The 15,772-nt window shown below is 65.3% G+C and carries 14 protein-coding genes; 8 read left to right on the top strand and 6 right to left on the bottom strand.

Annotation, left to right across the window (positions count from 1 at the left end; translation table 11 throughout):
• Positions 1-330: 330 nt before the first annotated feature.
• Together AC3A4Z_RS00255 and dinB are read right to left on the bottom strand one after the other, a co-directional pair.
• Positions 331-705, bottom strand: a complete 375-nt coding sequence (locus AC3A4Z_RS00255; RefSeq protein ID WP_498709287.1) for an SCO2097 family morphological protein — start codon at positions 703-705, stop codon at positions 331-333.
• Between the two features lie 286 nt (positions 706-991).
• Positions 992-2,215, bottom strand: a complete 1,224-nt coding sequence (gene dinB / locus AC3A4Z_RS00250) for a DNA polymerase IV (RefSeq protein ID WP_498709284.1) — start codon at positions 2,213-2,215, stop codon at positions 992-994.
• A gap of 74 nt (positions 2,216-2,289) precedes the next feature.
• Between dinB and AC3A4Z_RS00245 the strand changes: the two genes are divergently transcribed.
• The gene (locus tag AC3A4Z_RS00245; protein WP_498709282.1) at positions 2,290-2,817 is read left to right on the top strand and encodes a hypothetical protein; all 528 of its coding nucleotides are present in this window, start codon (positions 2,290-2,292) and stop codon (positions 2,815-2,817) included.
• Entirely contained in the window at positions 2,814-3,908 is a 1,095-nt protein-coding gene (locus AC3A4Z_RS00240; protein ID WP_498709280.1) for a polyprenyl synthetase family protein, read from the top strand. Before AC3A4Z_RS00245 ends, AC3A4Z_RS00240 begins: the two co-directional genes overlap by 4 nt.
• 23 nt (positions 3,909-3,931) lie before the next feature.
• Here AC3A4Z_RS00240 and AC3A4Z_RS00235 read toward each other — a convergent pair whose 3' ends face one another.
• Positions 3,932-4,285, bottom strand: coding sequence for an Rv2175c family DNA-binding protein (locus AC3A4Z_RS00235; RefSeq protein ID WP_493971606.1), 354 nt, complete (start codon positions 4,283-4,285; stop codon positions 3,932-3,934).
• Positions 4,286-4,529: 244 nt separating this feature from the next.
• Between AC3A4Z_RS00235 and AC3A4Z_RS00230 the strand changes: the two genes are divergently transcribed.
• Together AC3A4Z_RS00230 and pknB are read left to right on the top strand one after the other, a co-directional pair.
• Entirely contained in the window at positions 4,530-5,924 is a 1,395-nt protein-coding gene (locus AC3A4Z_RS00230) for a lytic transglycosylase (RefSeq protein ID WP_498709277.1), read from the top strand.
• A 100-nt stretch (positions 5,925-6,024) separates the two neighbouring features.
• Positions 6,025-8,106, top strand: a complete 2,082-nt coding sequence (gene pknB, locus AC3A4Z_RS00225; protein ID WP_498709275.1) for a Stk1 family PASTA domain-containing Ser/Thr kinase — start codon at positions 6,025-6,027, stop codon at positions 8,104-8,106.
• 31 nt (positions 8,107-8,137) lie between these two features.
• Here the strand turns inward: pknB and AC3A4Z_RS00220 are convergent, their stop codons facing one another.
• On the bottom strand, positions 8,138-9,529 hold the full coding sequence (locus AC3A4Z_RS00220) for a class II 3-deoxy-7-phosphoheptulonate synthase (RefSeq protein ID WP_455834001.1): 1,392 nt from the start codon (positions 9,527-9,529) through the stop codon (positions 8,138-8,140).
• Positions 9,530-9,594: 65 nt separating this feature from the next.
• Positions 9,595-10,314 (bottom strand): 1-acyl-sn-glycerol-3-phosphate acyltransferase, encoded by a 720-nt coding sequence (locus AC3A4Z_RS00215; RefSeq protein WP_493971610.1) that lies wholly within the window; start codon positions 10,312-10,314, stop codon positions 9,595-9,597.
• A 111-nt stretch (positions 10,315-10,425) separates the two neighbouring features.
• Here AC3A4Z_RS00215 and AC3A4Z_RS00210 point away from each other — a divergent pair, with 111 nt between their 5' ends.
• Genes AC3A4Z_RS00210 through AC3A4Z_RS00200 form a run of 3 tightly spaced genes read left to right on the top strand, consistent with a single transcriptional unit; the run spans position 10,426 to position 12,579 of the window.
• Positions 10,426-11,214, top strand: coding sequence for an alpha/beta hydrolase (locus AC3A4Z_RS00210; protein ID WP_498709271.1), 789 nt, complete (start codon positions 10,426-10,428; stop codon positions 11,212-11,214).
• Positions 11,211-12,026 (top strand): alpha/beta hydrolase, encoded by an 816-nt coding sequence (locus AC3A4Z_RS00205; protein WP_498709270.1) that lies wholly within the window; start codon positions 11,211-11,213, stop codon positions 12,024-12,026. Before AC3A4Z_RS00210 ends, AC3A4Z_RS00205 begins: the two co-directional genes overlap by 4 nt.
• Entirely contained in the window at positions 12,013-12,579 is a 567-nt protein-coding gene (locus tag AC3A4Z_RS00200) for a hypothetical protein (protein ID WP_498709268.1), read from the top strand. The genes AC3A4Z_RS00205 and AC3A4Z_RS00200 overlap by 14 nt, the downstream gene beginning before the upstream one ends.
• A 17-nt stretch (positions 12,580-12,596) precedes the next feature.
• Here the strand turns inward: AC3A4Z_RS00200 and AC3A4Z_RS00195 are convergent, their stop codons facing one another.
• Complete coding sequence (locus AC3A4Z_RS00195) at positions 12,597-13,688, bottom strand: ROK family glucokinase (RefSeq protein WP_498709266.1); 1,092 nt, start codon at positions 13,686-13,688, stop codon at positions 12,597-12,599.
• 188 nt (positions 13,689-13,876) lie between these two features.
• On the opposite strand from AC3A4Z_RS00195, the gene AC3A4Z_RS00190 reads away from it, so the two are divergent.
• On the top strand, positions 13,877-15,685 hold the full coding sequence (locus AC3A4Z_RS00190) for an AMP-dependent synthetase/ligase (RefSeq protein ID WP_498709264.1): 1,809 nt from the start codon (positions 13,877-13,879) through the stop codon (positions 15,683-15,685).
• The last annotated feature ends 87 nt before the right edge of the window (positions 15,686-15,772 follow it).

The raw sequence follows: 15,772 nt of genomic DNA, 5'->3' as shown, positions 1-15,772 counted from the left end.
GCTTTTCACCCTGGGGGCGTTGATCCCCCCAAAATGCCCCGTCCTAAACACAAAAGACCCGCCGAAGCGGGTCTATTTACTGCCTGCGCCATGCGAGGGGAGCAAAGTGGGGAGGACGCGTTCCGATCAGCATGTTGGCTGGCCCAGACCCCCGCTGTCCGGATGCGCCATCGGCTGTTGCCACTTTCTGTACAGCGCTCCATCAGCTCCTGGGGCTTTCAGCACCTGCTTAAACACAAATAGACCCGCCGAAGCGGGTCTATTTGTTGTTCTCCCCTATTCCAGGGGAGCAAAGTGGGGGAATAAGTCCCGCCCAGCCGGCCGAACGGCTCAGGGTTCTCCCCTGCGCCTTTCGTCCCAACGTTCCTCGAGGCTGCTCATGAATGAGCTGCGCTGCTTACCGGCTTTGCCGCTGCCGGACTTCGAGCCCTTGGCTCCGGTTGAGCTGCTCCGCATTGTGGCGAAGTACACGCCGCCACCCATCACAATAAAACCGAGGACACCAACGAAGATGTTCTGGAGGGTGACGCCGACGAGTAACAGGAAGACCCCGGCAAGCGCACAGAGGACGCCGATCACGACGTGTCTTGTCGACCACGAACGCCCGGGGTCAGACCCCATTGAATTCGCGAACTTCGGGTCATCCTCGTGAAGCTGCTTCTCAAGCTGCTCAAGCAGCTTCTGTTCGTGCTCCGACAGCGGCATCACGACCTCCTTTTGTAGGCCAACGTCCGGGCTGGTCCCAGCCACTACTTCTGCTCAGATAACGTCTGGCATGCCCTGGTGGTTCCCGTACCCGCCGGCTGTGGCGGTAAACGAAAACCAGGCATGCAGACCCGGAGCGGGAGCATGTCCAAGAGAGTCCGGCAGTGAGTCCAGTCACTCAAAAACTTTGTATTTATAAGGATAGTTTGTTGAGGGCTGTTCTGAAAGACGGCAATGACTTTCGACGGCACTGCGGAGGAGCTCATTTGAGGCCTGGTCCAAAGCCTCATCCGGTGCCGCTTTCCGGCTCCAGGAGCCGGGCAGGAAGAACGGATTTGCTCCCGAATTTGCGGGCTACCTGGTCAAGTGCCTGCTCGGCGGCCCGCCAATTGTCATCCCGCCGGTCGATGCTGAGCTGGAGTGAGGTGGTGGCTGCGTCTTCGAGCTGTTCGGCCCGTACGCCCACCAGCCTCACTGCCATTGGCCGGTCCACCGATTCCAGGAGTTGCAGCGCGACTCCGTAAATGAGCTGGGCACTGTCCACGGGTGTCTGGACCGTCCGGCTGCGGGTGATGGTGGAGAAGTCAGCGAAGCGCAGCTTCAAGGCGATGGTCCTGGCCACCATGCCCGACGTCCGGAGACGCCCTGCGGTCCGGTGGGCGAGGCGGAGCAGTTCCCGGTGGAGGAGGGCGTCGTCAGCTGTGTCCACGGCGAACGTTTCTTCCGCGCCGATGCTTTTTTCCAGCCGGACCGGCGTTACGGGACGCGGGTCCTGTCCCCAGGACAGTTGATGCACGTGCTCCCCGGTGGCGCCCAGCATCTTCCGGAGCGAGGAGACCGGCGTTGCGGCCACATCAGCAACGGTCCGGATGCCCATCCTTGCCAGGATGTCCGCCGTTTTGGCGCCGATACCCCAGAGTGCGCCCACCGGCAGGCTGTGGAGGTAGGGCACCGTCTGGTCGGGGCCGATGAGGAGCAGCCCGTCCGGCTTGCACCGGGTGGAGGCGATCTTGGCCACGAACTTGGTCTCCGCAATCCCGACTGAAGCCGTGATGCCCAGCTCGGCGGCAACCCTGCTGCGGATCAGTTCCCCAATAGCGCGGGGCGGGCCCAGCCTGCGAATGGCGCCAGTCACGTCCAGGAATGCCTCATCAACGCTGAGCGGCTCCACCAGTTCAGTCACGGATTCGAAGATGGCCATCAGCTGCGCCGAGACATCGTAGTAGACCTTGTGGCGCGGCTCGATAATGACTGCCTGCGGGCACATCCGCATGGCCACGGCCATCGGCATTGCCGACTTCACGCCAAAAGCCCGGGCCTCGTAGGACGCCGACAAGACCACTGAGCGCTCCGCCGGAAAGCCGACGATGACGGGCTTACCCCGGAGTTCCGGCCGCGTGCGCAGTTCCACGGAGACGAAAAAGGCGTCCATGTCCACGTGCATGATGCACTTGCGCCTGCGGGCCCGGAGACCGGCTCCGGCCGGCTCATTCGTCCCAACAGGTCCCACGGCTGCAATCCTATCGCTTTGTACTGACTAAACTGGAGGCTGAATCCGGCATCAACACCAGGAGGAAAGTCCCTGTGACGGTCATTGGAAACCTCAAGCCAGCAGCCCTGGCCGCTTTCGCTGCCGCGGCAGCACTGGCCCTCGCTGCCTGCAGCCCAACACCGTCAGGAACCCCCGGCCCCACTGCTTCCGCTTCCTCGCCGGCCACAGCCCAGTCAACCACCACAGCCTCCGCCAGCCCCTCCGCTTCTCCCAACACCTCCGCTACGGTAGGCGCCGTCGTCGAAGGCTTCCCCCAGCAGCTTCTGCCCCTCATGCCGGGCGCCACTGTGGTGTCCAGCAGCTTCGACAAGGCCTCCACGCCTGCCACTGCCGCCCTGGTTGCCACCATCAGCTCCCCCACTGCCGCCGTCCTGGACTTTTACACCAAGGAGCTTGAGGCGCGGGGATTTAAAGCGGTGCCGGGCGAAGCGGTGGGAGCGGTTGCTTCCAAGGATTTTGTCCGGGGGGACAACGAGACGGTCAACCTGTCTGCGGTGGAAGCGGCCGGTGTGGTGACGTTCACCATCGGCGCCAACGTGGCAGCTGAGTCGGCCAAGTGACGGCGGCCGAGCAGCTAAGGAATGAACAGGCCGCCTTTGTGGCGGCGGTGGCTGGCGAACTGACCGATTTCCTCACCTCCCGGCAGTCCGTTATGTCCGCGATCTCCCCGGACATCGAACCCATCATGGGTTCCATCTCCAACCTGGTCACGGGCGGCAAGAGGCTTCGGGCGCTGATGTGCTACTGGGGCTGGCGCGGCGCCGGCGGCGAGTCCGGCGCCCAGCAGGTGGTGACTGCGGGAGCGGCCCTGGAATTGTTCCAGGCGGCCGCACTGATCCACGACGACATCATCGACCGCTCGGACACCCGGCGCGGCGGCCCCAGCGTGCATCGCCGCTTCAGCCAGCTGCACGGCACCCATGGCTGGGCACTGGACAGTGAGCGGTTCGGCCAGGCTGCGGCGATCCTCACGGGCGACCTCTGCCTCTCTTTCAGTGAAGAGGCCTTCACGGACATTGGCGAGCGTGCTGCTGCGGGCAGCCGGGCGCGGCTGATCTTCAACCTCATGCGCGCCGAAGTCATGGCAGGGCAGTACCTGGACATCCTCGAAGAGGTTGCCGGACCGGTCCGCGACCGCGCCGGTGCGGTGAGCCGGGCGCAGTCCATTATCAGGTTCAAATCTGCCAAGTACTCCACTGAGCATCCCCTGGCGTTGGGCGGTGCCCTCGCGGGAGCCTCGAACGAACTTCTCCGCGGTTATTCGGCCTTTGCCCTGCCCCTGGGCGAAGCCTTCCAGCTCCGCGACGACGTGCTGGGCGTTTTTGGTGATCCGCTCACGACCGGCAAGCCTGCCGGCGATGACCTGAGGGAGGGCAAGCGGACGGTACTCGTGGCGCTGGCCCTGGACCAGGCCTCGGCAGCCGAGTCCGCCTTTATCGATGCCCGCCTGGGCAGCCCGGATCTCACGGATGAGGACATCCGTGAGATCCGGCGGATCATCGAGGAATCGGGAGCCCTCCAGGCCACCGAGGTCCTGATCAACGAATTCGGCGAAGCGGCTTTTGACGCCCTCGAAATGCTTCCCCTGGACGACCTGCCTAAAACTGCACTGCGGAGGCTGGCTGAAGCAACGGTCAGCCGGGCCTCGTGATTCCTTCGTTTTAGGACTGGCAATTACCAGGCAAGGGTTTGTGCCCTGCGCCTGATTTCAGTTTTGCGGCCTTCCCGCAAAGCGTCGATGGGCCGTCCCCGCAGTGATTCGTCAGGCGTAAAAAGCCAAATGATGAGGTCCTCGTCCGAATAGCCTGCGTCAGCGAGCACAACAATGGTGCCTTTGAGGCTGTCCACCACCTGTCCGTCCTGAATAAATTCAGCCGGGACTGAGCGGATCTTCCGTTCCCCCACACGGACAGCAGCCAGCGCCCGCTCGTCAATCAGGCTGTGGACTTTGGTGATGGAAACGTCCAATAAACGGGCGACATCGGGAAGGGGCAACCATTCGCCCACGAGGTTCTCTACATTACTCACGGATCAAGGTTGCCACGCTGCCCGCCGTGGCGCCTAGTCAGGAATTATTGCCGGGCAGTGCTGACGTGGGGACACTCCGGAAATTCTGGTATCCCGGCAAAGCGCGAATTCTTGTGCTAACCGCGAATCCGTGAGAGATTCACATACATCACTTTCGTAACAGAAATAACAGCAGTAACAGTAGTATCGAAAATGACAGCGGCATCCCCGTCCGCGCCCGCAGTTGAGAAGAGGATCCCTTCACATGACGATGTCCCGCTCGCCGAAGCAGCCCCCAAAGCCGAGCCTGCCTATGATTGCTGCCACAACGGCAGCGTTGCCAGCGGTCGTATTGTCGTCTTTAGCCCTCGCCCAGCCCGCCGCCGCCCAGCAGCCGGCGCGCCCTGTTCCAGCCACGCTCGCAGCGGCCATGAAGGCCCAGGCAGCGCAGGCGACGGCGGCCGTCATCCCGGCGTCGTCCGTCTCCACCACCATTCCCGCCGCATTCACGCCGGCACAACCGGCCGCGCCGGCGGAATACACCATCGCCCGGGGTGACACCATCAGTGCCATCGCAGGCAGGTTCGGTCTGAACACCGGCGAGATCCTGGCGCTGAACAACCTCCAGGCCAACACCATCATTTACCCCGGGCAGAAGATCAAGCTGTCGGGCTCGCCGGCCGCACCGGCCGCACCGGCCGCTCCCTCCGCCCAGCCGGCCCCCGCCGCACCTTCGAATGCCGGAGCGGGCGCAACGTACACCGTGAAGCCAGGCGACACACTGGGGGCCATCGCGGCTAAGCACAAGGTGAGCCTTTCGGACGTGTTCGCCTGGAACAACCTCAACATGCGCTCCATTATCCACCCCGGGCAGAAAGTCAAAGTAGGCGCAGGCGATGCTGCACCGGCCCCGGCTCCGGCAGCACCGGCAGCCCTGGCCAACGCGTCTGCCACTCCAGCCAGCCCGGCCGCTCCCGCTCCGGCAACGGGATCCTACACTGTCAAGGCCGGTGACACGCTGTCCGCCATCGCGTCCCGCCACAACGTCAGGCTTTCAGAGCTCCTCTCCGCGAACCGGCTGAGCATGTCGTCGGTGATCTACCCGGGAAACAAGCTGGCGATCCCGGGCGCGGCCGCCCAGCCGGCCCCGCAGCCGGCGGCGTCAGTCACTCCGCTGGTTCCCAATACCTTCCTCGGCTTCACTTACCCGGCAGCCGTGGTGAGCTCGGCCAACGAGAACAAGGCGCTCCTGAACGCTTCCCCGGTCCCGTCCAGGGAACAGATGCAGGGAATCGTGGCGGACACGGCACGGGCGATGGGCGTGGAGCCCTCGCTTGCCCTCGCCTTCGCCTACCAGGAATCCGGGTTCAACCAGCGGGCCGTGTCGCCCGCCAACGCTATCGGGACCATGCAGGTGATTCCCAGCTCCGGCCAGTGGGCCTCGGATCTGGTGGGCCGGAAGCTGAACCTCCTGGATCCCCATGACAACGCAACGGCCGGTGTGGCGATCATCCGCCAGCTCCTGGCCACCAGCAAGGACCGGGACACGGCCATTGCCGGTTACTACCAGGGCCAGTATTCGGTGAGCAAGTACGGCATGTACGACGACACCAAGACGTACGTTGAAGCCATCAAGGCGCATCAAAAGAACTTCGGCTGACACCCCGGGGCCGCCCGCTGGACGGGTGCAAAGGGACATCGGCACGGGTCCGGACCAGTATGGGTTCGGACCCGTTTCATTGCTGGCTTACGATCGTAGGGTGACGGAACACGTGTCAGACCCGTTGGTAGGAACCCTGGTGGACAACCGGTACGCGGTCCGGTCCAGGCTGGCACGCGGCGGAATGTCCACGGTCTACGTAGCGACTGACCAGCGGCTGGATCGGGACGTGGCTCTGAAAGTACTGCACCCGCATCTGTCCGCTGACGAAAGCTTCCTGGGCAGGCTGGGCCGCGAAGCGAAGGCCGCCGCCAGGCTGTCACACCCCCACGTCGTGGGAGTGCTGGACCAGGGCACCGACAACCACACTGCGTACCTGGTGATGGAGTACATCAAGGGCCACACGCTCCGGGACGTCATCAAGACCAAAGGGGCGCTTCCGCCCAGGCTTGCCCTGGCATTGATCGATCCCGTGGTGGAGGGCCTCGGCGCCGCCCATGCCGCGGGGTTCATCCACCGGGACGTCAAACCCGAAAACGTCCTGATTGCCGATGACGGCAGGATCAAGGTCGCTGACTTCGGCCTGGCACGTGCCGTCACCACGTCCACCAGCACCGGAGCCCTGCTCGGGACCGTGGCCTACCTTTCGCCTGAACTTGTTTTGGGCAAACCCGCCGACGCGCGCAGCGACGTGTACTCCGTGGGGATCATGCTTTATGAAATGCTCACCGGCCAGCAGCCCTTCACCGGCGAGGTTCCTATCCAGGTGGCGTACCAGCATGTCAACGGTACGGTCGGCCCGCCGTCGGCCCTGGTGCCCGGCCTCGCGGCCGAAGTGGACGAACTGGTGCAATGGTGTACTGCCAACGATCCCGAGAACCGGCCGATCGACGGGAACGCGCTGCTCCAGGAACTACGGCACATCAGGACCAACCTCAGCGACCGTGAACTGGACCTGCAGCCCCCGGCGGCCGCAGGGATGGCGTCCCCAGGCCATACAGAAGTCATAGCCCGGACCAGCAATCCAACCAGCGTTATGCCTTTTGGCCGCCCTCCGGCCCTGCCTCACAGCCCGCCCCGGCCCCCTGCCGTCACGCAGGCGGGCCAGGAAGGACGCCCGGCGCCCTCCGGTGCGCACCACAACCTCACTCCCCCGGACTCCGACGACGAGGCATGGGCTCCCGCCGCGGCTGCCCCACTAAGCAAACGGGCGCAGCGCAAGGCGGAGAAGGAAGACGAGAAGGCACGCGCACGGGCTGCCGCCGTGCCGGCACGAAGCCTGCGCGAGGGCAGTGCGCGACGCCGCGGAGTCCTGTGGGTTGTTGTCCTGGTCATCGCCGCGCTCCTGGCCACGGGCGCCGGCTGGTTCTTCGGCATGGGCCCCGGTTCTGCCGCAGCCATCCCGGCGGTAGCCAACAAAACTGTGGCTGAAGCACAGGAGTTGCTGAGTAATGCCGGGTTCCGGTCCACCACCAGCGATGTCTTCGACGACGATGTGCCCAACGGGCTGGTGGTAGGGACCGAGCCGCCGGCCGGTTCGGAGATCCGGAAGTTCCAGCCGGTCTCCCTGTTTGTCTCCAAAGGCCCGCAGCTTTTTCCAGTGCCGGAACTGGCAGGCGGGACTCTTGAGGAAGCCAAGAACGGGCTCAACGCCGCGGAAATGGCGTTGGGAGGGGTCACGGAGCAATACAGCGAGACGGCCGCCGCGGGTGTTGTCCTTTCGCAGGATCCCGCCCCCGGAACGCCCGCACGGCATGGCACGCCCGTATCGCTCGTTGTGTCCAAGGGCCCCGAGCCCATCCCGGTACCCAACGTGGTGGGCCGGGACGAGGACGCAGCCGTGGATGCCATCGAGGCGGCCGGGCTGAAGGCTGACGTGGCCCGGGAGGAGGTCTTCGACAAGAACGTCCCGGAAGGCGCAGTGGTGAGCCAGTCCCCCGCGAACGGAACTCTCACCCGCGGCGGCACGGTGACGCTCACCATTTCGAAGGGCCCGCGCATGGTGGAAGTGCCGAGCTTCATCGGCAAGCAGGCCGCGGAGGCAAAGAAGGCCCTTGAAAGCCTCGGCTTCCAGGTCAAGGTGAACAACATCCTGGGCGGTTTCTTCGGCACAGTCCGGGACCAGGATCCCGTTGATACCGAAGTTCCTGAGGGGTCAGTCATCACCCTGACAGTGGTGTAGGCGGCCCTGCGCCCACACCACCATCAGAGCGTCAGCGTTTGGCGAGGGCTCCGGCCACCAGGAAGGCCATCTCCAGCGACTGCATGTGGTTCAGCCGCGGATCGCAGACAGACTCGTAGCGGTCCAGGAAAGCCTCCTGGTCGATCGGGTCCGCCCCGCCGAGGCATTCGGCAACGTCGTCGCCCGTCATTTCCACGTGCAGGCCGCCCGGAACCGTGCCCAGGGCATGGTGCACCTCAAAGAAGCCGCGCACTTCGTCGATGACGTCGTCGAAGTTGCGGGTCTTGTAGCCGTTCGGGGACGTGACGGTGTTCCCGTGCATGGGGTCGGTGACCCAGAGCACCTGGGCACCCGAGGCAGTGACCTTCTCGACGACGGCGGGCAGCTTCTCGCGGATGTTGCCTGCGCCCATGCGCGTGATGAAGGTGAGCCGGCCGGGCTCGCGCTCCGGGTCCAGCTTGTCGATCAGGCGGAGGGCGTCGTCACCGGTGGTGGACGGGCCCAGCTTCACGCCGATGGGGTTCCGTACGCGGGAAAGGAAGTCAACGTGGGCGTGGTCCAGTTCCCGGGTCCGCTCCCCGATCCAGAGGAAGTGCGCCGAGGTGTCGTACGGGAAGCCGGTCCGGGAGTCGATGCGTGTGAGGGCACGCTCGTAGTCCAGGAGCAAGGCCTCGTGGCTGGCGAAGAATTCAACGCGCTTCAGCGCCTCGAAGTCTGCCCCGCAGGAAGCCATGAACTTGATGGCCCGGTCGATGTCCCGTGCAAGGGATTCGTAGCGGGCGTGCGCAGGGTTCTCGGTGAAGCCCTTGTTCCACTGGTGTACCGAGCGCAGGTCCGCAAACCCGCCCTGGGTGAAGGCCCGGATAAGGTTCAGCGTGGACGCTGAAGTGTGGTAGGCGCGGAGCATGCGGGCGGCGTCGTGGCCGCGCGACTCCGGGGTGAAGTCGTAGCCGTTGACGATGTCGCCACGGTACGCCGGAAGCGTTACGCCGTCGCGGGTTTCGTCATTGGACGAACGCGGCTTGGCGAACTGGCCTGCCATCCGGCCCATCTTGATGACGGGCATGGCCGCGCCGTAGGTGAGGACCACGGCCATCTGGAGGATTGTTTTGACGCGGGCGCTGATCTTGTCTGCGGTGGCCGCTTCGAAGGTCTCGGCACAGTCACCGCCCTGGAGCAGGAACGCCTTGCCCTGGGCAGCGGCAGCCAGCCGTTCGCGCAGGACATCAACCTCGCCGGCGAACACCAGCGGAGGGAGGACGGAAAGTTCCTTCACCGAGGCATCAAACACCTCCCTGTCCTGCCAGCTGGGCTGCTGGGAGATGGGAAGGTCCCGCCAGTTGTCGAGTCCCGGATAGTTGGCCGCTCCGCTCTGGGCGGTACTGGACAGCGAGAAGGCAGGTTTTGCAGATAGCTCAGTCACTATCTAAGACTAACGGCAGAGCAGGGTGGCCGGGCACCGCAGCGTCACGCATCCTGGACAGCGCGTCATGCGGGCGGTTCAGCGGCTGCACCGGATTCGGAAGGCTTGCCTGCCAGCCGGAGCTTCACCACGGCCGCATATTCGTCCACGTATTCCTGGCCTGAGAGCCGCATCAACTCGAACATGATCTCGTCCGTGACCTGCCGTTGAACAAGGCGGTCATCGGCCTGGTCCCGGTACTTGGCGAAATCCAGCGGTTCGCCAAAGATCATGCCGATCCTGCGGATGTTCGGGAGCCGCTTTCCGATCGGCTGCACCTTGTCCGTCCCGATCATGGCCACCGGGATCACAGGTACCCCCGCTTTGAGCGCGAGCCTGGCCACCCCCACCTTTCCCCTGTAGAGGCGCGCATCGGGGCTCCGCGTGCCCTCCGGGTAGATGCCCAGCAGTCCACCGTGCGAGAGGACCTCCATCCCGGCGCTGAGCGATGCCTCAGAGGCGGCACCCCCGGACCGGTCCATGGGCAGCTGGTTGGTGAGCCGGAAAAACAGGGCAGTCAACCTGCCCTTGATCCCCGTGCCGGTGAAGTATTCGGACTTAGCCAGGAACACCACGGGGCGCCGGACCATCAGCGGCATAAAAATCGAATCGGAGAACGAGAGGTGGTTGGAGGCGATGATTGCCGCGCCCTCGGCGGGAATGTTATCCAGGCCCTTGACCCAGGGGCGGAAAAGCAGCTTCACGACCGGACCGAGGAAGATCCTTTTCATGACCCAATAGAACACGTGTGAAACCTCTCCGGAAGGCAGCCGTCACGCCCGGCATCGGGCCTGGTCAGCAGTTCAATGAAACCCTACTCTAGTGAGATTTATCCGGAACAGTGACACGATGGAGTCATGAGCGAAAGCAGCATCCCGTCACGTCCTGCCGCTTTCAGCTATCCCGGCCACGGGCCTAACGCCCGGATCGGCGTGGCCATCTGCCATGGCTTTACCGGCAGCCCGCTGAGTGTCCTGCCGTGGGCGCAGCACCTCGCCTCCCAGGGCTACGCGGTGACGGTACCCCTGCTGCCCGGCCACGGCACGGACTGGCGCGAGCTTTCCCGGACCAGGTGGAGCGACTGGTACGGCAGTTTCGAAACCGCCTACCTGGACCTTGCCGAAAGCACCGACACCTGCTTTGTTGCCGGTTTGTCCATGGGCGGAGCCATCGCCCTGCTCACTGCCTCCCGGCATCCGGTGGCGGGCGTCTCGGTGGTCAATCCCGGCCTCAGCTTCTACGACCGGCGGATCCGGGTCATCGGCGTGCTCAAGTATTTCCAGAAAACAACCATGCCCATCCAGGAGGAGCAGGCCACCGCCACCGTGACGGAGGACGGGGACTATTCGCGCACCCCGCTCTCTGCGGTGCATGAGCTGAAGAAGCTGTTCGGCGCAGCGATCAGGGGCCTTGCCCGCATTGCGGCTCCGGTGCAGGTTTTCAAATCGCTGACGGACGCGGTGGTTCCGCCCACCTCGCTGGCTGTACTGCGGCACCGCCTGGGCGCCCGTCTTACCGAAGTGGTCAGCCTTGCCAGCAGCGGCCACGTAGCTACGCTGGACGTGGATGCGCCGGAGATCTTCGAGAAATCAAGTGCTTTTTTCCGCACCCATGCCCACCAGACCACGTCGATGGAGACCCCATGACCTCCAGCCCTGACCACAGCCCCTTCAGCAGTCATTTCGGCGGCGACGGGCCCCGGATCGGAGTGGTCCTCTCACACGGGTTCACCGGCAGCCCCCATGGCCTGCGCTCCTGGGCGCACGCCTTCGCCGCCGCCGGTTTCGCTGTCCGGATGCCCCTGCTCCCAGGGCACGGGACCAGCTGGCAGGACCTCGCACGGACCCGGTGGCAGCAGTGGCACGGCGCCCTCGACGAGGCCTACCTGGAGCTGGATGCAGACTGCGACTATGTCTTCTCCGCCGGGCTGAGCATGGGCGGGGCACTCGCGCTGCGCATCGCCGCCACCCGCCCCGTGGCCGGAGTGGTCCTCGTGAATCCGGGGCTGGTGATTGACGACCCCCGCGCCCCTCTCGCCGGGATCCTGAAGCTGGTCATGAAAAGCACGCCGGCCATCGCCAACGACATCCTCAAGGAAGGCATGGACGAAGGAGCGTACCCGCGCACTCCCGTCGCCGCCGCCCACGAACTCAACAAGATGTTCAAGGACACCCTCAGGATGCTGCCCAGGGTCACGGCGCCCGTCCGGGTCTTCCGCTCCACCGTCGACCACGTGGTATCCGATTCCAGCATCGTGGCGCTTCGCCGCGGCCTCACGCACGCGCCCCTGGAGCTGGTCCGGCTGGAAAACAGCTACCACGTGGCCACCATGGACAACGACGCGGAGCAGATCTTCGAGGGCTCCGTGGATTTCATCCGCAGCGTTGTCGCGGCTGGCGGTCCCGCCCCCGCCTTTCCCGCACCGTCCGGCCAGGAGGCTTCCCGTGAACAGGCCTGATCCCGGCTCACCGGACCAGGGCGCCAACCAGGACGACGCCGTCTGGCTCGACCTGGTGGCCCGGCTTGAAGGAAACTCGCCGGCCGACACCGGCGAGGCGTCAACAGAACCGGCGCCTGGTACGCAGAGCGGCACACCTGCCGCAGCGGGAAGGCCGGCCACCTTCCGGGACTTCGACCCCCTGGGCCTTGCCGCGCCCACCGAACTCTCGGCCAGCGAGCGGCAGGACGCCTCCGCCTCCGGCGTGCAAGCCGATACGTCCGCCGTGGACCGTAACGGAGCGGGGCCGCGCGATTACGACGCCCCGGAGGACGAGGGCGAATTCATCCCCGAGGATCCGCCCAGCCTCGCCGGCACGGATCCGTTGACCATGCTGGCCTGGCTCGCGGCGGTGGGCGGGCCTATAGCCCTCCTGTTGTCCGCCATGTTCTGGCGCTCGGCGCCGCTGCTGGCCATCGTGGGTATCGTGGCCGTGTTTGTCCTGGGGACGGTCTACCTGATCATGAAGCTTCCGCAGGAAAAAGACGAGAACGACGACGGCGCCCGGGTTTAGTGCCGCGGTCCGCCACGTCAGCCGCGCAGCCTGCTGCTGACCCGGGAGAGGTCTGCCGCGCCGATCAGTCCGGCGTTCGGGCCCAGTGCCGCCAGCTCGATGCCGGCCGCGGGCCGGAAGCCCCGGCCGGTCAGGTTCCGGGAGAAGGCCTTCCGGGCAGGCTCCACTAAGAGGTCCCCGGCTGAACACAGGCCGCCGCCGATGACGAACAGGCCCGGATCCAGCGCCGCCGCCAGGTTGGCAAGCCCCAGCCCCAGCCACCCGCCCACTTCGTCAATCAGTTCGCGTGAAGCAGCGTCCCCGCCGAGGGCCAGTTCGGTGACCGTCGCTCCAGTGATCGTCTCGGAATTTCCGCCCACGGCTGCCAGGAGCTCCTGTGCCACCGGTCCGTTGGCCCGCGCCAAGATCCGCGCTTCCCGCCCCAACGCGTTGCCGGAGGCATACTGCTCCCAGCAGCCCCGGTTGCCGCACTCGCACCGGTGTCCGCCGGGCATGATGATTTGGTGGCCGAACTCGCCGGCCACACCAAACCTGCCGCGCTCCACCCGGCCGTCCATCACCATGGCGCCGCCGATTCCCGTGCCCAGGGTGATGCATACCAGCCGGTCCTCACCCTGCCCGGCACCAAAGCGCCATTCAGCCCAGGCCGCGGCATCGGCGTCGTTCGCCAGCAGGACCGGCCGACGCAGAAGTTTCTGGAGGTTGTCCCTTAACGGCTCGTTACGCCAGGCGAGGTGCGGGCTGAAAAGCACGGTGCCGCCGTCGAGGTCCATCCACCCGGCCGCACCGATCCCTACGGACCAGATCCTGTGCCCGCGGCCCAACTCCTCGACGAGCTCGACGATGACTTGTTCCACTGCCCGCGGATCCGTTCCGGGGGTGGACCGGCGGGCTTCGCTGAGGATCCTGCCCTCGGCGTCCACCACACCGGCGGCAACCTTGGTCCCGCCAATGTCGACGCCGATGGCCAGGCCCCGCCGCCCGAGGCGCAGGTGCTCACGGAAGCTTTCACCGTGCCGCCTTCGCGCCCTGCCGGCGGTTGGCCGCTGCCTCCAGGGAACCGGTCGTCGCAGGGGGCCGGCCTGTTCGCCGGGAGGCGGTGCATACATAGTCAACCATTCTAAGCGGGCCCCTCCCGGGCCGGAGGCTGCGTGGCCAGCATGTCCGGGCAAGAGGCAGTCCCGGGCATTGACGACTAAGTTACCGACCAGTAACTTTAGATACTGCACGGCCCGGCACAGGCGTACTAGTCTTTAGGCATACCCTGCCCGGGTCTTCGGATATCAAAGGAGCTATAGTGCGTGAATTCAGTGTTCCGCCTCTTGTTGTTGTCCCACCGGAAACCAACATCACGGACCTGGTCCTGCGGCAGGCCGCCAAGCCCAGCAACCCCTCACTGTTTTCGCGACTGGACACCGCCGGATCCTGGCAGGACGTTTCCGCAACGGATTTCCTCGCCGACGTCCGCGCCCTCGCCAAGGGCCTGATGGCCAGCGGCGTGGCCGCCGGCGACCGCGTGGGGATTATGTCCCGGACCCGGTACGAGTGGGCTCTGGTGGATTTCGCCATCTGGTTTGCCGGAGGCGTATCGGTGCCGATCTATGAGACCTCCTCCCCCTCGCAGGTGGCCTGGAACCTGGGCGACTCCGGTGCCGTGGCAGCCTTCGGCGAGGCCGCCCACCACGAGGACGTGATCCGCCAGGCAGTGAACGCCGAGGGACTCACCGCGCTCCAGCACGTCTGGCAGCTCGAAGGTCAAGGGCTGGATGCGCTCCGTGACGCCGGACGGCATGTCAGCGATGAAGATCTGGAAACCCGCCGCGCCTCAGCCAACCTGTCCGACGTCGCCACCATCATCTACACCTCCGGTACTACCGGACGCCCCAAGGGCTGCGAACTCACGCACGGCAACTTCGTGGAACTCTCGGAGAACGCCCTGGCCATTATCGGCGAGATCGTCCACGAAAACGCCAAAACCATCATGTTCCTGCCGTTGGCCCATGTTTTCGCCCGTTTTATCTCCGTCCTGGCCATGGCCGCCGGAACCACCGTGGCCCACACGCCGGACATCAAGAACCTCCTCTCCGACCTGCAGAGCTACGAGCCAACCTTCATCCTCGCCGTGCCCCGGGTGTTCGAGAAGGTGTACAACTCGGCGCTGACCAAGGCCGAGGACGGCGGCAAGGGAGCCATCTTCCACCGCGCTGCCGATACCGCCATCGCCTTTTCCAAGGCACGCCAGAACGGGCGGGTGGGCCTGGGACTGAAGCTTCGCCACGCCCTTTTCGACAAGCTTGTCTACGGCAAGCTGCGGGCCGCGATGGGTGGGCATGTTGCGCACGCGGTATCCGGCGGCGGGCCGCTGGGCGAACGCCTGGGCCACTTCTTCCAGGGCATCGGCCTGCAGGTGCTTGAAGGCTACGGCCTCACCGAAACCACCGCCCCTATCTCCGTCAACACTCCGTCACTGATCAAGATCGGCTCCGTCGGCAAACCGCTTCCGGGAAATGCCGTCAGGATCGCCGAGGACGGCGAGATCCTGGCCAAGGGCGTCTGTGTGATGCGCGGCTACTACAAGCGCGAGGACCTCACCGGTGAGACGTTCGACGGCGACTGGTTCCGTACCGGCGACGTCGGCCGCCTCGACGAGGACGGTTTCGTCTGGATCACCGGGCGCAAGAAGGAGATCATCGTCACCGCCGGCGGCAAGAACGTGATCCCCGCCCTGCTCGAGGACCAGATCCGCGCGGACGCCCTGGTCTCCCAGGTGCTGGTGGTCGGCGACAACCGGCCCTTCATCGGGGCTTTGGTCACCCTGGACCAGGAGGCCCTGCCCGGCTGGCTGCAGCGCCACGGACTCCCTGCCACCACGTCACTGGAAGAGGCGGCCGGCAACCCCGTGGTCAAAGCGGCAGTCCAGGACCTCATCACCGCAGCAAACTCCTCGGTCTCCCAAGCCGAGGCCATCAAGTCCTTCCGCATAGTCCCCGCCGACTTCACCGAGGCATCAGGCCACCTGACCCCGTCCATGAAGGTCAAGCGCGCCCAGGTCATGAAGGACTTCGAGACCGTCATCGAGGAAATGTACGCAGCACCGCGGTCCTGACGTCCCCGGGCGAAGTGGTCCCCGCTGCAACACCTTTGTAGCCAAGCACCACTAAGAGGCAGGCCTGGTCCGGCAGCGTGCGTAAAA

The organism is Arthrobacter sp. Soil_C_49, assembly GCF_057656635.1.
This window is presented reverse-complemented; position numbering and strand designations above follow the sequence as displayed.

Coding starts and splice junctions, on each gene's coding strand:
- AC3A4Z_RS00255 (WP_498709287.1), bottom strand. CDS start 705: ATGCCGCTGTCGGAGCACGAACAGAAGCTGCTTGAGCAGCTTGAGAAG.
- AC3A4Z_RS00230 (WP_498709277.1), top strand. CDS start 4,530: ATGACGATGTCCCGCTCGCCGAAGCAGCCCCCAAAGCCGAGCCTGCCT.
- AC3A4Z_RS00210 (WP_498709271.1), top strand. CDS start 10,426: ATGAGCGAAAGCAGCATCCCGTCACGTCCTGCCGCTTTCAGCTATCCC.
- AC3A4Z_RS00195 (WP_498709266.1), bottom strand. CDS start 13,688: ATGTATGCACCGCCTCCCGGCGAACAGGCCGGCCCCCTGCGACGACCG.
- AC3A4Z_RS00205 (WP_498709270.1), top strand. CDS start 11,211: ATGACCTCCAGCCCTGACCACAGCCCCTTCAGCAGTCATTTCGGCGGC.